Here is a 14,420-nt window from a genome sequence, read left to right on the forward strand (position 1 = left end):
AATCAAGTCTGCAAACAGTCCAGATTCTAAGGGATTTACCTTAACTTCCTAGTCATGTAATTCACTTAAACTCAAAGTTTGATAAACAAGTCTAAGAATATTCACCACACACTAAATATATTAAGTAGGATGCCGTATATCACAGCTCTAAATGACAGTGTTTTTACGGTACAACAAGATAATGCCACCAGTACAATAAATATCTTTCATAAATATAAGAACAGGAAATCGTAATTTCGTATAAAATTGAAATATGATATGAAACGTAATCATACCATATCTATCTTTATCTGTCTTACATAGCTGCTAAAATAAGCAATCCGCAGCAGCTTTTAGTTGTATTGATAGCTTTTTAATCATACTGATCATGACTCGAAATATTCTGATAAGCTCATAAAATAATTAGCTTAGAATATCGTGTAAAAGATGCAAAAAATCAGAATACTATCTCTCTTTTATAAGACGCATCATTCATCTCATCAAATATTACGTACTGCACCCTTTGCAGCAGATGTGGTCATCGCTGCATAGGCTTTGAGAGCCTTTGAAACTTTACGCTGACGCTTCTCAATCGGTTGCCAAGCGCCTTTTCCTTTTGCTTCCATCTTAGAACGGCGCTGCTTCATCTCAACGTTATCCACCAACATATGAATTCTACGATTTGGAATATCAATTTCTATGATATCCCCCTCCTCCACCAACGCAATTTCTCCTCCTTCAGCAGCTTCTGGTGAAATATGTCCTATCGAGAGCCCTGAACTTCCCCCTGAAAAACGTCCATCCGTAACAAGTGCACAAACCTTGCCCAATCCTTTAGATTTGAGATAACTTGTTGGATAAAGCATTTCTTGCATTCCAGGTCCACCACGTGGACCTTCATAACGGATTAAAACAATTTCACCTGTTTTAATCTTATCAGTTAATATAGCTGAAACAGCTGAATCTTGGCTTTCAAAAATTCTTGCCGGACCTTTAAAAGTTAAAATTGATTGATCAACGCCTGCTGTTTTTACAATGCAGCCATCTTTTGCAAGATTTCCATAAAGAACTGCCAATCCTCCATCTTGTGAATATGCGTGTTCCCTATCGCGAATCACACCTTTTTCACGATCAAGGTCAAGGCTCTCATAGCGACAAGATTGACTAAAAGCTGTCTGTGTTGGAATACCACCAGGAGCGGCACGATAAAATGCATGAACTGTTGGCTCATTAGTTTGCTTTACATCCCAACGGTAAAGAGCTTCTTTCATTGTTTTTGCGTGAACCGTATAAGTTGATGTATCAATGAGTCCCGCCGCATCCAGTTCGCCTAAAAGCCCCATAATACCACCAGCGCGATGAACATCTTCCATATGTACATTTGCAACAGCAGGAGCAACCTTACATAAAACAGGAACACGACGTGAAAGATGATCAATATCCGTCATGGTAAAATCCACCTCACCTTCTTGCGCCGCGGCTAAAAGATGCAGTACTGTATTGGTTGATCCCCCCATGGCAATATCAACGGTCATTGCATTTTCAAAAGCCTTGCGTGAAGCAATAGAGCGCGGCAAGACTGTTTCATCATCTTTTTCATAATAACGTTTAACCAATGCAACAATCTGTTTTCCAGCTTCTTCAAAAAGCATCCGTCGATCTGCATGTGTTGCTAACATTGATCCATTTCCGGGAAGCGAAAGCCCCAATGCTTCCGTTAAGCAATTCATGGAGTTGGCTGTAAACATTCCTGAACAAGAACCACATGTAGGACAAGCAGCACGCTCCATTTCAGCCACTTCTTCTTCTGAATTCTGTTCTGAAGCTGCTGCAACCATGGCATCGACCAAATCAACCGTTAGATCTTGATCCTTCCATTTAATCTTACCTGCTTCCATAGGACCGCCTGAAACAAAGATTGTCGGAATATTCAACCGTAAAGCAGCCATTAACATACCAGGCGTAATTTTGTCACAATTAGAAATACAGACAAGTGCATCTGCACAATGTGCATTAACCATATACTCTACAGAATCAGCAATGATTTCACGTGAGGGCAACGAATAGAGCATTCCATCGTGCCCCATCGCAATTCCATCATCTACAGCAATGGTATTAAATTCTTTCGCAACACCACCGGCAACTGCTATCTGTTGTGCGACTAATTGCCCAAGATCTTTTAAATGAACATGCCCTGGTACAAATTGTGTAAAAGAATTCGCAATCGCAATAATGGGTTTACCAAAATCAGTATCTTTCATCCCTGTTGCACGCCAAAGTCCGCGGGCTCCTGCCATATTACGCCCGTGGGTTGATATTCTTGAACGGTAAGAAGGCATTATTTTTTTCCCCTCAAATAATTCCATTTTGCTTTTTGTGCTGTAACTTCATTATAAAAACAAGAGCTTTAATATTCAAAAGAGAAAAATACCTTGTACTGCGGCATTTGAAGCACAAAATTAAAAGCTCTGCATAAACTTTTTCATAAAGCCTTTGTTTTTTATTACCTGTTAATCAACATCTAATCCTTGTGCAAGTCCACGTTTGAGACAAATATCAAAACGCTTCAGTGTGACATGAACAGTTCCAGATTTTTGTATGCCAGATTTGGTTAGTATATTGCATCTATCTGTTTGCGTAATCTCTGGAATTGGAAAGAATATAAAGAAATCGTGGTAAAAATCTATTATCTCCTTACAATTCAGCTTTACACCTTTCAAACGCATTCATAAAAATATCTTTTAAATAATGATGACGCATTATCTCATGCTTTTGTTTTTACACTCTTCAATAGAGCTACTCCCCTCAGGAAGAACAAAACACACCAAACAAAATACACTTGTATAGCCTTTATGTACTCATTTTAAAGAGACATCTTTCAATGCACTCGAGCCCATTTCACGATAGCGCCTATGAATGGTATAACAGCCCCCGTGAATAATATAAATCTATAAGGGACATCTTCACACTTATGAAGAAGATAACTGACACCATCATACATTTTTCTCATCCCCAATATTGCGAACATCCTTGGTAATTAAGACAATTAACAAGAGATATTTTTATTCCTTCCTTCAAGCGTTTTTATCTACACGGCCTTCCCTGCGTGTGACATACAAGCAAGTGACTTTAATTGTTTTAATACAAGAGGATCTAAAATGAGAGAACCTTATGATATTCGGGACTCTCATTCCAGTTGTAAAAAATTAATTATGAATATAAACCAATACTTATCTCATTATAACTCACATTACACCCTTTACGAAAAAACAGATAGAATTTACAAAGAGTACAGCGTTTTCTCGTAAGGTAATCTAGTGCAGAGTTACAATTTGTAGTTCATGCTCATTGGCTCCAGCAAGAGCGATAGAACGCTCATCGGATAAAATGATAGGATAACCTGTTTCACCAAAGAGAGCCCATATCGTAATGCCTGGGGTCATCGGTGGAAGATCTGGAAAGTTTTTAGCCAGATCATCTGTACAAACTTTTTTTAAATAGGCAATCTGTCCCGCATCAGAGTAGGATGTGTTCTGAAACGACAAGTTTTGTTTGTGTTCTCCCATTTCACTGTTCCTTTACGCCTTAACTTTTATGACTCACCACTACTGACTTTAATTGGAATCTGTTTTATTTCTTTTTTTAATTTTGGTTGATACAGATTAATTGATAAAAGACCATTTTTCAACTCTGCATTTGTAACATGCATCCCTTCCGCGAGAACAAAGGTTCGCTGGAATTGTCGCGCAGCTATACCGCGATATAAATATTGATGATTTTGGTTGTCTGTTTGTTTACCATGAATAACCAATTGATTATCATCGAGTAAAATATTAAGATGGTTAATCTTAAATCCAGCAACAGCCAAAGTTATCCGGATATGATTTGCATCATCACTTTTATGCAAACGTTCAATATTATAGGCTGGGTAAGCCTCATCAGCTTTACCGATACGTTGCAATATTTTTTCTACGGTTTCAAACCCTAAAAGAAAAGGATTGGAGAAAGGCGTCACATGTGTCATTCATGAGTATCCTCTTTAAAACGGCTTTACTTGACCAAACTCTATAAAAGTGTTCGCTGCACTCCTCTCATATGGCGAGCGTGAATGATAACTTCAAGAGAGAAGATTTAAGAGAGTTCAATGCCTCAAAGTAACATAAAATTATCAAAGGTGCGAAATTTATCTAGTATATTGTATAATAAAGATGAAATTGCGGAAATATTTCGCCGTTTTTCTGTGCAACGCCCAACACCTAAGAGTGATCTTAACTATATAAATACTTTTACACTTTTAGTTGCCGTTGTGCTTTCGGCTCAAGCGACAGATGTAAGCGTTAATAAAGCGACAAAAGAATTATTTTGCCTTGCTGATCAACCGGAAAAAATGGTTGCATTAGGGGAAGAAGAAATAGCAAATCATATCCGTTCAATTGGCCTTTGGCGTGCAAAAGCACGTAATGTTTATGCGCTTTGCAACTGTTTAATTGATTATTATGGCGGTCAAGTACCCGATACGCGTGAAGCACTCATGGCCCTTCCTGGAGTGGGGCGCAAAACGGCTAATGTGGTCTTGAATGTTGCTTTTGGTCAGCCTACATTGGCAGTAGATACACATATTTTTCGCTTAAGCAATCGTCTTGGTTTGGCGCCTGGCAAAACACCAGAAATTGTTGAGAAAAAATTATTAAAGATTATACCGGTTCATTATATTCGCCATGCGCATCATTGGCTAATTTTACATGGTCGCTATATTTGTCAAGCCCGTAAACCACAATGTACGCAATGCATTATTGCCGATTTATGTAAAGCAGCCATCAAAACAAATGCAATTCCAGCACCTTTGGTTGAGCTTCAAGGCAATGGAGCGCCGATTTTTTTGTAATACGGTCTTGCTATTTTGTGTATACTAGCTTATGAAAACGTCTTTAAGAGCCGCCCGGCAGGGCATGCCGTGGCTGTTTAAATGCTTGTTCAAGCGTTGGTCCGCTTGAGTGAATAAAATGTTTGATTGAATAAATTAATGTACGGAGTAGCAAAATGCCCAAGATGAAGACCAAATCATCCGCTAAAAAGCGGTTTAAAATCACTGCGTCAGGCAAAATTAAAGTAGCAGCTGCCGGTAAGCGCCACGGCATGATTAAGCGTTCGAATAAATTTATTCGCGATGCACGTGGAACAATGGTTTTGTGTGAACAAGATGCTAAAAAAGTCATTCAGCATTATTTGCCGAATGGTATTTAAACCTTACGCTTTTGATTTTGAGGAGATTATAATATGGCTCGTGTGAAAAGAGGTGTGACAGCACACGCTAAGCACAAAAAAGTTCTTAAACAGGCTGAAGGTTTTTACGGTCGTCGTAAAAATACCATTCGTGCAGCTAAAGCAGCGGTTGATCGTTCAAAGCAATACGCTTATCGTGATCGCAAAAATAGGAAACGTACTTTCCGTGCTTTGTGGATTCAGAGAATTAATGCGGCTGTTCGCGCAGAAGGTTTAACTTATGGACGTTTTATTGATGGCTTATCAAAAGCCGGTATTGAGGTTGATCGTAAGGTTCTTTCAGATATAGCAATCCATGAGGCAGAAGCATTTTCTGCTTTAGTAGCTTCGGCAAAAAAAGCTTTAGAATATTTAAAAGATACGACACCTAATGCTTTCGAAGGCGCTGTCAAATAAGCCAGTCGTGTTCTCTTAAAGCATTCATTTATTCGAGGTCCCGTGCTGGCTATTGCGAGTGCGGGTTTTTCTTTATTAAAAAATAGGCAAAAATATGAATGATATTGAGCATCTGGAACAAGAAATTTGTTTAGCCTTAGAGGCAGCAGGTGATGAACAAGCACTTGAAGAAGTGCGTATTGCAGCATTGGGTAAAAAAGGTAGTATCTCTGAAAAATTAAAAGAATTAGGAAAAATGGATGCTGGCGAGCGCCATAAAGTTGGACCAGTTCTTAATGGATTAAAAAATCGCATTTTAGAATTATGGGCACAAAAGCGTGATCTTTTGAAAAGACAGGCAATGGATGCCCGTCTTTCTCGTGAAACAGTTGATGTTACCTTGCCTGTTCGCTCTTCACCTATAGAACGGGGACGCATTCATCCTATTTCACAAGTGATTGAGGAAATTATTGCCATTTATACAAAGTTGGGTTTTTCTCTTGCAGAGGGACCTGATATTGAAACAGATTATTATAATTTTACGGCATTGAATTTTCCTGAAGGGCATCCAGCGCGTGAAATGCATGATACCTTCTTTTTTGATGTTGATAAAATGGGAGAACGAAAATTATTGCGAACCCATACATCACCCGTACAAATTCGTACACTAGAAAAACAAAAAGCACCGATACGAATCATTATTCCTGGAAAAACTTACCGCATGGATTCGGATGCAACACATTCTCCCATGTTCCATCAGGTAGAAGGTCTTGTCATCGATAAAACCTCCACCATTGCCCATATGATGTGGCTACATGAAACCTTTTGTAAAGAATTTTTTGAAGTTCCCTCTGTAAAAATGCGTTTTCGTCCCTCTTTTTTCCCTTTTACCGAACCATCTATGGAAGTGGATATTCAATGTGATCGTTCTGGTTCAGAAGTAAAGTTCGGAGAAGGACAGGATTGGTTGGAAATTTTAGGATGCGGAATGGTGCATCCCCAGGTGTTGAAAAATGTTGGTTTAGATCCCGATGAATATCAAGGTTTTGCATGGGGCATGGGCATTGATCGTATTGCCATGTTGAAATACGGTATGCCTGATTTGCGGGCTTTTTTTGATGCTGACCTGCGTTGGTTAGACCATTATGGCTTTCGTTGCTTTGATATGCCTGCTTTTTTTCCTAATAAAAACGTGTGATCTTAGTCATCGCTTTCATGTGAGGTTTTAAAATGAAGTTTACATTGTCGTGGTTAAAAGATCACTTAGAAACAAATGCATCTTTGAATGAAATTTGTGAAAAATTAACCGCTATCGGTCTTGAGGTTGATCACGTTGATGATCGGTCTTCTTTAAAAGGTTTTATGATTGCAAAAGTTTTAATAGCAATAAAACATCCTGATGCCGATAAACTTCAAATTTTATCAGTGGATACAGGAACTGCTACACCTGTTCAAGTTGTCTGTGGAGCACCAAATGCACGAGCAGGTCTTGTAGGTGTTCTGGCACTACCAGGCACTTATATCCCAGGACTTGATGTGACATTATCTGTAGGAAAAATCCGCGGGGTTGAAAGTTTTGGGATGATGTGTTCGCAAGCGGAGCTTGAATTATCAAATGAACATGAGGGAATTATCGAACTTCCAGAAGATGCACCTATTGGAGATTCATTTGCAGCTTATGCTGGTTTAGATGATCCGATCATTGATATTGGTTTGACCCCCAATCGTTCCGATTGTACAGGTGTTCGCGGTATTGCTCGTGATCTTTCTGCCGCTGGAATGGGAAAATTAAAAGAATTATCTTTGTCAAAATTTGAGCCTTCTTTTGAAACACCTCTCGATGTTTCATTAGATTTTTCGCAAGGTTCATCATTATGTTTAGGTTTCGCTTGGCGTGAAGTACGCAATGTTCAAAATGGCGAATCACCACAGTGGATGCAACAGCGTTTGAATGCAATTGGTTTGAGACCGATTAATGCGCTTGTTGATATGACCAATTACATCAGTTTTGACCTTGGTCGTCCACTCCATGTTTTTGATGCAGATAAAATTAAAGGTAATTTGTGTGTACGTTGCGCGCGTGAGGGAGAGCAGCTTCAAGCACTGAACGGAAAAATCTATCATCTGGGCGCTAAGAATTGTGTCATTGCAGATGATGAGGGGGTTGTTTCGATTGCCGGTATCATGGGCGGTGAAAGAACGAGTTGTGATGAAACAACACATCGCGTTATTATTGAATCGGCGCTTTGGGATGCGCGAAGCATTGCACAAACAGGAAGAGCATTAGGTCTTATCAGTGATGCACGTTATCGATTTGAACGAGGTGTTGACCCGGCTTTTATAGAAACAGGACTTGAGATTGCAACAGAATTGGTCTTACGTCTTTGTGGTGGTGAAGTATCTAAAAAGAGGATCGTTGGCTATCAGCAACAAGAAATCAAACAGATCGCTTTTCCTTTTTCTGAAATTAAACGTTTAACAAATTTGGAAATAGAGCCTGAAAAAGTCATCTCTATTTTAACAAAACTTGGATTTTTTGTTGAAGGAAAAGGAGATGTTATTACGGTAAAAGTACCATCATGGCGCCCTGATATTATCAGTAAAGCCGATTTGGTGGAAGAGGTTATGAGAATTTATGGGTTAGATAAAATTAAACCTATTCCTTTGGAAAACTTTGCAGAAGGAAAAGATCAAATTTTAACATGCGCACAAATTCGTTCACGTGCTACACGTTTGGCTCTAGTGCAACGTGGTATGAAAGAAGCGGTAACATGGTCTTTTATTTCTGAAAATCAAGCTCTTGCTTTTGGAGGAGGTCAAGAAGAGCTTAAATTAGTTAATCCTATTGCTGCTGATATGTCAATGATGCGTCCTTCCCTTTTACCTAGTTTGATTATAGCGGCACAAAGAAATGCTGATCGTGGTTTTTTCGATCTTGCTTTGTTTGAAGTTTCAAGTATTTATGAGGGCGACACCCCTGATAAACAACACCGTGTTGTTAGTGGAATTCGTCGCGGAACAGAGCAATTTAAAGGGGCTGGGCGTTTTTGGAATGGAAATGCAACCGTCGTTGATGTTTTTGATGCCAAAGCAGATGCTTTAGCTATTTTAGAAGCATGCGATATGGATGTTGGGAAAGTGCAGATTGAAGTTGGAGCACCTGATTGGTATCACCCTGGTCGTTCAGGTGTCATAAAACTTGGATCAAAGATTATTCTTGGTTTTTTTGGTGTTTTTCATCCTGCTACATTAGAAAAGTTAGATGTCAGTGGACCTTTATGCGGCTTTGAAATTTTTCTAGACCGAATTCCAGAATCAAAGAAAAAAACGACCAAAAGCCGCCCTCCTTTGAAACTCTCACCTTTTCAAATGGTGCGGCGTGATTTTGCCTTTATAGCGGATAAAACTGTTGCCTCTTCTCTTATTATTCGGGCGGCAAGTGGAGCCGATAAAAAACTTATTCATTCAGTGCAGGTTTTTGATATTTTTGAAGATTTAAGCTTTGGTGAAGATAAAAAATCTGTTGCAATTGAAGTAACTATTCAGCCCATAGAACGGACTCTAACAGATGAAGATTTAGAAAAGCTTGCCTCAAAGATCGTGGATAATGTTACCAAAATGACAGGTGCATATTTACGCTACTGAGTATTCTCATTTTTTATGAGATATTTTACATGAAGTGGGAGCATTTTTGAGTGCTCCCTTTTTGTTTGGCATTCAAGAGCTATAGAACTTCTTGAAAGGGAACCTCCTTACCAAAACAAGCTGCTTAAATCATCAATTTTTTCAATATGAAAAAACTGTTTTTAAACATCTTGAAAAGTTATTTTTTCTCTTAATCCTTCATTGCAAATGTAAAAGATAACTGCTATTGCTAAATGATAATGCAAATTATTTGCAATAAAAAGAAGGCATATAAAGGAAAGAGAGAATCAATGAACGTAAGAACGTTTTTCACCATAGTTTTTGGAAGTGTTATTTTTTTTACACCCAATTTTGCTTTGTGTGCTGGTAAATTTAAAGCTGTTACGACATTCACTATCATTGCTGATATGGCACGCAATGTAGCAGGTGATGCCGCTGATGTTGAATCCATTACAAAACCAGGTGCGGAAATTCATGAATACCAACCCACCCCACGCGATCTTATGCGTGCTCAGGGAGCTAACCTTGTATTGTGGAATGGTTTAGAGTTAGAGCTTTGGTTTGAAAAGTTTTTTCAAAATATCAAGGATGTTCCAAGTGTTGTTGTTTCAAAAGGTATTATACCCATTAAAATTGGTGAGGGACCCTTTAGCGGTAAACCCAATCCTCATGCGTGGATGTCACCGACCTCTGCTTTGATTTACGTTGATAATATTCGCGATGCTTTTGTAAAATATGATCCTGAACATGCTGAAATTTATAAACAGAATGCTGAAATTTATAAACAGAAAATTCGTGCAACGATTGATCCAATTAGGGCTGAATTAGAAGCTGTACCGCAAGATAAACGTTGGCTTGTGACCAGTGAGGGGGCTTTTAGCTATTTGGCGCGTGATTTTGATCTAAAAGAACTTTATTTATGGCCCATCAATGCTGACCAACAAGGAACACCACAGCAGGTCAAGCATGTTATCGATATGGTTCGCAAATACAATATTCATGCAGTTTTTTCTGAAAGCACTATTTCCCCTGCGCCTGCCAAGCAGGTTGCCAGAGAAACAGGGGCTAAATACGGTGGTGTTCTTTATGTTGATTCTTTAAGTGAGAAAAATGGTGAGGTACCCACTTATATTGATTTATTACGTGTCACGAGTGGACGTATTAGCAATGCTTTAGTAGAGGGAGTAAAAAACCAATGACGGAATGTGGAATTTTTGCCCAAGGAGTAACGGTAACATATCGTAATGGACATACAGCTTTACGCGAAGTGAATTTTGAAAGTCCAAAGGGTTCTATTACGGCATTGGTTGGTGTTAATGGATCCGGTAAGTCAACGTTATTTAAAGCGATTATGGGGTTTGTACGCCCCTCAAAGGGAAAAATTCGTATGTTTGATTTGCCCGTTGATATAGCTTTGAAAAAAAATCTTATTGCTTATGTTCCTCAAAGTGAAGATGTTGATTGGAATTTTCCTGTCTTGGTTGAAGATGTTGTATTGATGGGGCGGTATGGTCATATGAATTTCTTTCGCTATGCCCGTACACAAGATTATGAAGCCGTTCGTATTGCCTTAGAACGCGTTGATATGTTGGCTTTTGCCAAGCGCCAAATTGGAGAACTTTCTGGTGGACAGAAAAAGCGTGTTTTTCTAGCGCGCGCTCTTGCACAGAAAGCAAAAGCTATTTTATTAGATGAGCCGTTTACAGGGGTTGACGTTACAACAGAAGATAAAATCATTGCTTTGTTACAAGATCTCCGTAAAGAAGGAGCAGTGATCTTGGTTTCAACTCACAATTTGGGTTCTGTTCGCGAATTTTGTGATCATACAGTTTTAATAAAAGGTACTGTTTTAGCTTCTGGGTTAACAGAAAAAATCTTTACAAAGGAAAATCTGGAGAAAACTTTTGGAGGGTCTTTGCACCACCATATTTTTGATCTTCAAACCACAAAAAAAAATGATGTTTTCATGGGAAGAAAGCAGTCTGCAGTTTGTGAAGATATTGAAAGAGTGGAGCACGTTGCATGATTTCTTGGTTGCTTGAGCCACTGAGCTATCAATATATGGTGAATGCAATGTGGGTTTCTGGGTTAGTTGGGTGTGTTTGTGCCTTTCTTTCAGCTTTTTTGATGTTAAAAGGTTGGTCATTGATTGGTGATGCACTTTCCCATTCGATTGTTCCTGGTGTAGCAGGAGCTTACCTTTTAGGGTTACCTTTTTCACTCGGCGCTTTTTTTTCTGGTGGTCTTGCAGCAGCAGCAATGCTCTTTTTTAACCACCGGACAAAGCTTAAAGAAGATACCATTATTGGGCTCATTTTTTCTTCCTTTTTTGCCTTTGGGTTGTTTCTCAAATCATTAAAACCAATGGCTGTTAATATTGATACGATTGTTTTGGGAAATATTTTAGCAGTGAGTTCAACAGATATTCTACAATTGGCTTTTATCGGCTTTGTTTCGTTGCTTATATTGCTTTTGAAATGGAAAGATCTTCTTGTGTCATTATTTGATGAAACGCATGCGCATGCCATTGGATTAAACGTAAAATTTTTAAAGATTCTCTTTTTCACATTGCTTGCCGCTTGTACTGTTGCTGCGATGCAAACCGTTGGAGCATTCTTAGTCATTTGTCTTGTTGTGACACCTGGGGCAACGGCCTATCTTTTAAGTGATCGTTTCGTGAACATCTTGGTTATTGCAGTTGTAATTGGAACCTTCACAAGTGTCTTGGGTGTTTATGTGAGTTATTTTTTGAATGCACAAACAGGGGGGGTTGTAGTGCTTTTTCAAGCATCTTTATTTGTTTTGGCTTTTATTTTTGCTCCTAAACATGGGTTTATTGCTGCGCGCTTACGCATAAATGCGGCAAAAAAGGGTGTAATATTATCATGATTGATCAATTACTGCTTCCGTTTCAGTTTTCTTTTATGCTTAAGGGTATGCTTATTGTCATGATTCTTTCTATTCCCATGGCGATGCTTTCCTGTTTTCTTATTTTGAAAGGATGGGCGCTGTTAGGCGATGCCATTTCTCATGCAGTTTTTCCAGGTGTTGTTGTTGGTTATATGACAACACCATGGGTAATCGCATTTTTAACTTCTTTGCCATTTGCTTGGTTTCAGCATATGCGTCCAGAGAATATTACAATGACTTTGATTACTTGCGGTGCTTTTGTTGCAGGAATGGTGTGTGCACTATTAACGGGTTTTTTAGGGAGCAATAGCCGTATCAAACAGGACACGGTGATGGGTGTGGTCTTTTCTTCAATGTTTGGTTTGGGGCTTGTTTTAGCCACGTCTATTTATAGTAGCTTAGATTTGAATCATATTCTATTTGGTAATCTCTTGGGTGTTAACTGGCTTGATATAACGCAGACGGCAATCATTTCCGCTGTTGTCACTTTTATTTTAGCAGCAAAATGGCGCGACTTTATGCTGTATATTTTTGACACAGTTCAAGGACGTGCAATGGGGTTACCAATATCTCTACTCCACTATACCCTGCTAACGATGATTTCTCTTACAATTGTTGCAGCTTTGAAAGCTGTAGGTATCGTACTCGTTATTTCTTTACTGATAGCACCAGGAGCAATTGCCTATCTTGTCACAAAGCGGTTTTCTTTTATGTTAATGATCGCGATACTTGTTGCAGCTTTTTCTGGTTTTTTAGGGATTTATCTCAGCTTATTTATCGGCTCTGATTCTGCTTCCACAATTGTGTTGATCTTGACGTTGATTTTTATGGCTATTTTCATGATGATTTTCTTTCGTCGAAACACAGTTCAAGAGACTTGAAAGTGTTAAAATTCATGCATATCAGCCATGCATTTTTATATATTGTTTCTCATTTTTATTTTAATTAGAGTCCGGGGTGCTAGGTTATTTTTCCTCCTAATATCTAGCAGGTGAATGCAGTAAATTTTCTCCCCCCCAAAACTGCATTCTTAATTAAGAGGCTGCATTGATTTCTTCTGCAGCCTTTTTATTTTTTTGTTTTTCTAAAATCTCTCCTCTTTTCTTGAAATCATTTAAAATGATTATAATATTGTGTAAGCTATTCGGTATTTTCAAGGAACTTATAACAGCAAAGACACTTACACATGAAGGGATAGAGCGTAATTGTGCACTCAGACATGTAAACAGAAAAAAACAGATACAATGTTTTTGTATAGGGTTTTGCGTAGAGGAAAATAGTACGAGAAAATGAAAAAAGATTTGAAGATATCGCACCCTTTACGTATCTGCTATTATATAGCAGGGTGGGCGATGGTTATATTAGGTATTATCGGTGTCGTATTACCTATTATGCCAACTGTGCCTTTTTTATTGGTTGCCTCATGGTGTTTTACGCGTTCTTCTCCACGTTTTCATCAATGGTTGAATAATCATCGTATTTTGGGTCCCCCTATTAAGCGATGGGAAGAAAAAAAAGCAATCTCTCCATTTGTTAAAGTTTTTGCAATGATGAGTATGACAGGAGGATTTTTATCCTTTTTTGTAATGCTACACCCTCCTTTGTGGATTTCTTTACTTGTTGCGGTTATATTATTGCTGATTGCCATTTATATTGTAACACGTCCATCTTCCTAATGATAAAAAAGGCTTTATGGGATACTCTTTTTAGCTTCGGCTTATTTGTAAAAACTATGAGAACTTTTAAGTTTTGAATATAAGCTCTCCATTTCCAAAATGCATATGAAATAGCAAGCTTTTTGAACGCAATTAATTAATAATATGTTTGTGAAATAATTTTTATGAACAAAGAAAATTGTTTATGAACACTCAAAATGTTCTCTCTTGGTAAACAATGATAAATCACATTCATGGAAGAGAGTCTTTATTTCTGTAAAGCATGTTTGTATGAATCTCTACATATACATCATTAAAAAGTCATTGATATGATAGTCATTTCTTTCTAAAAGACATTTCGTTTTTTTCATATTTCTTAATGAGGATATAATACAAAGCTTACTAAACACCATCATTTTTATACTTATACAGTTAAGAAGCCGGTCTATTATATCAATCTTTAATGTTACATCTGTTATTAACTTAAGAATAATTCATAAGAAACAACAGAGTTTTTCAAATGGTTTTATATATACACGCATTCTTATTATAATATGCGAATAAATAATTTTT

The 14,420-nt window shown here is 38.1% G+C and carries 13 protein-coding genes; 10 read left to right on the forward strand and 3 right to left on the reverse strand.

The annotated features are described in order from the left end of the window. Positions 1-479: 479 nt before the first annotated feature. The 3 genes from ilvD to ACFIK2_RS04565 all read right to left on the reverse strand — a co-directional run bounded on the left by ilvD (position 480) and on the right by ACFIK2_RS04565 (position 4,003). The gene (gene ilvD, locus ACFIK2_RS04555) at positions 480-2,318 is read right to left on the reverse strand and encodes a dihydroxy-acid dehydratase (RefSeq protein ID WP_375617524.1); all 1,839 of its coding nucleotides are present in this window, start codon (positions 2,316-2,318) and stop codon (positions 480-482) included. Between the two features lie 975 nt (positions 2,319-3,293). After that, complete coding sequence (locus ACFIK2_RS04560; RefSeq protein ID WP_012754519.1) at positions 3,294-3,545, reverse strand: DUF1150 domain-containing protein; 252 nt, start codon at positions 3,543-3,545, stop codon at positions 3,294-3,296. 26 nt (positions 3,546-3,571) lie between these two features. Beyond that, positions 3,572-4,003: an Hsp20 family protein gene (locus tag ACFIK2_RS04565; RefSeq protein WP_375612819.1), complete on the reverse strand. Its 432-nt coding sequence runs from the start codon at positions 4,001-4,003 to the stop codon at positions 3,572-3,574. A gap of 120 nt (positions 4,004-4,123) precedes the next feature. On the opposite strand from ACFIK2_RS04565, the gene nth reads away from it, so the two are divergent. The 10 genes from nth (at position 4,124) to ACFIK2_RS04615 (ending at position 13,868) form a co-directional block, all read left to right on the forward strand. Then, positions 4,124-4,864, forward strand: coding sequence for an endonuclease III (gene nth, locus ACFIK2_RS04570; protein ID WP_375612818.1), 741 nt, complete (start codon positions 4,124-4,126; stop codon positions 4,862-4,864). A 155-nt stretch (positions 4,865-5,019) separates the two neighbouring features. Then, on the forward strand, positions 5,020-5,223 hold the full coding sequence (gene rpmI, locus ACFIK2_RS04575) for a 50S ribosomal protein L35 (protein ID WP_183193590.1): 204 nt from the start codon (positions 5,020-5,022) through the stop codon (positions 5,221-5,223). A gap of 33 nt (positions 5,224-5,256) precedes the next feature. Next, positions 5,257-5,658: a 50S ribosomal protein L20 gene (gene rplT, locus ACFIK2_RS04580; RefSeq protein WP_012754515.1), complete on the forward strand. Its 402-nt coding sequence runs from the start codon at positions 5,257-5,259 to the stop codon at positions 5,656-5,658. A 94-nt stretch (positions 5,659-5,752) separates the two neighbouring features. Then, complete coding sequence (gene pheS, locus ACFIK2_RS04585; protein WP_375633688.1) at positions 5,753-6,835, forward strand: phenylalanine--tRNA ligase subunit alpha; 1,083 nt, start codon at positions 5,753-5,755, stop codon at positions 6,833-6,835. 32 nt (positions 6,836-6,867) lie between these two features. Then, positions 6,868-9,282, forward strand: a complete 2,415-nt coding sequence (gene pheT, locus ACFIK2_RS04590) for a phenylalanine--tRNA ligase subunit beta (RefSeq protein WP_375676932.1) — start codon at positions 6,868-6,870, stop codon at positions 9,280-9,282. A 290-nt stretch (positions 9,283-9,572) separates the two neighbouring features. After that, positions 9,573-10,481 (forward strand): metal ABC transporter substrate-binding protein, encoded by a 909-nt coding sequence (locus ACFIK2_RS04595; protein ID WP_375620851.1) that lies wholly within the window; start codon positions 9,573-9,575, stop codon positions 10,479-10,481. After that, complete coding sequence (locus ACFIK2_RS04600; protein WP_273790252.1) at positions 10,478-11,308, forward strand: manganese/iron ABC transporter ATP-binding protein; 831 nt, start codon at positions 10,478-10,480, stop codon at positions 11,306-11,308. Before ACFIK2_RS04595 ends, ACFIK2_RS04600 begins: the two co-directional genes overlap by 4 nt. Next, positions 11,305-12,171, forward strand: coding sequence for a metal ABC transporter permease (locus ACFIK2_RS04605; protein ID WP_375611406.1), 867 nt, complete (start codon positions 11,305-11,307; stop codon positions 12,169-12,171). Before ACFIK2_RS04600 ends, ACFIK2_RS04605 begins: the two co-directional genes overlap by 4 nt. Continuing rightward, positions 12,168-13,073, forward strand: a complete 906-nt coding sequence (locus ACFIK2_RS04610; RefSeq protein WP_273790250.1) for a metal ABC transporter permease — start codon at positions 12,168-12,170, stop codon at positions 13,071-13,073. Before ACFIK2_RS04605 ends, ACFIK2_RS04610 begins: the two co-directional genes overlap by 4 nt. 408 nt (positions 13,074-13,481) lie before the next feature. Continuing rightward, positions 13,482-13,868 (forward strand): YbaN family protein, encoded by a 387-nt coding sequence (locus ACFIK2_RS04615; protein WP_375633686.1) that lies wholly within the window; start codon positions 13,482-13,484, stop codon positions 13,866-13,868. Positions 13,869-14,420: the final 552 nt, after the last annotated feature.

Source organism: Bartonella sp. AP88XZML (genome assembly GCF_042195565.1).
In the GTDB taxonomy this organism is placed as follows: domain Bacteria; phylum Pseudomonadota; class Alphaproteobacteria; order Rhizobiales; family Rhizobiaceae; genus Bartonella.

Bases quoted from the DNA above. Each gene is read 5' to 3' on its own strand.
- ilvD (WP_375617524.1), bottom strand. From the start codon at position 2,318: ATGCCTTCTTACCGTTCAAGAATATCAACCCACGGGCGTAATATGGCA.
- ACFIK2_RS04560 (WP_012754519.1), bottom strand. From the start codon at position 3,545: ATGGGAGAACACAAACAAAACTTGTCGTTTCAGAACACATCCTACTCT.
- ACFIK2_RS04565 (WP_375612819.1), bottom strand. From the start codon at position 4,003: ATGACACATGTGACGCCTTTCTCCAATCCTTTTCTTTTAGGGTTTGAA.
- nth (WP_375612818.1), top strand. From the start codon at position 4,124: ATGCCTCAAAGTAACATAAAATTATCAAAGGTGCGAAATTTATCTAGT.
- rpmI (WP_183193590.1), top strand. From the start codon at position 5,020: ATGCCCAAGATGAAGACCAAATCATCCGCTAAAAAGCGGTTTAAAATC.
- rplT (WP_012754515.1), top strand. From the start codon at position 5,257: ATGGCTCGTGTGAAAAGAGGTGTGACAGCACACGCTAAGCACAAAAAA.
- pheS (WP_375633688.1), top strand. From the start codon at position 5,753: ATGAATGATATTGAGCATCTGGAACAAGAAATTTGTTTAGCCTTAGAG.
- pheT (WP_375676932.1), top strand. From the start codon at position 6,868: ATGAAGTTTACATTGTCGTGGTTAAAAGATCACTTAGAAACAAATGCA.
- ACFIK2_RS04595 (WP_375620851.1), top strand. From the start codon at position 9,573: ATGAACGTAAGAACGTTTTTCACCATAGTTTTTGGAAGTGTTATTTTT.
- ACFIK2_RS04600 (WP_273790252.1), top strand. From the start codon at position 10,478: ATGACGGAATGTGGAATTTTTGCCCAAGGAGTAACGGTAACATATCGT.
- ACFIK2_RS04605 (WP_375611406.1), top strand. From the start codon at position 11,305: ATGATTTCTTGGTTGCTTGAGCCACTGAGCTATCAATATATGGTGAAT.
- ACFIK2_RS04610 (WP_273790250.1), top strand. From the start codon at position 12,168: ATGATTGATCAATTACTGCTTCCGTTTCAGTTTTCTTTTATGCTTAAG.
- ACFIK2_RS04615 (WP_375633686.1), top strand. From the start codon at position 13,482: ATGAAAAAAGATTTGAAGATATCGCACCCTTTACGTATCTGCTATTAT.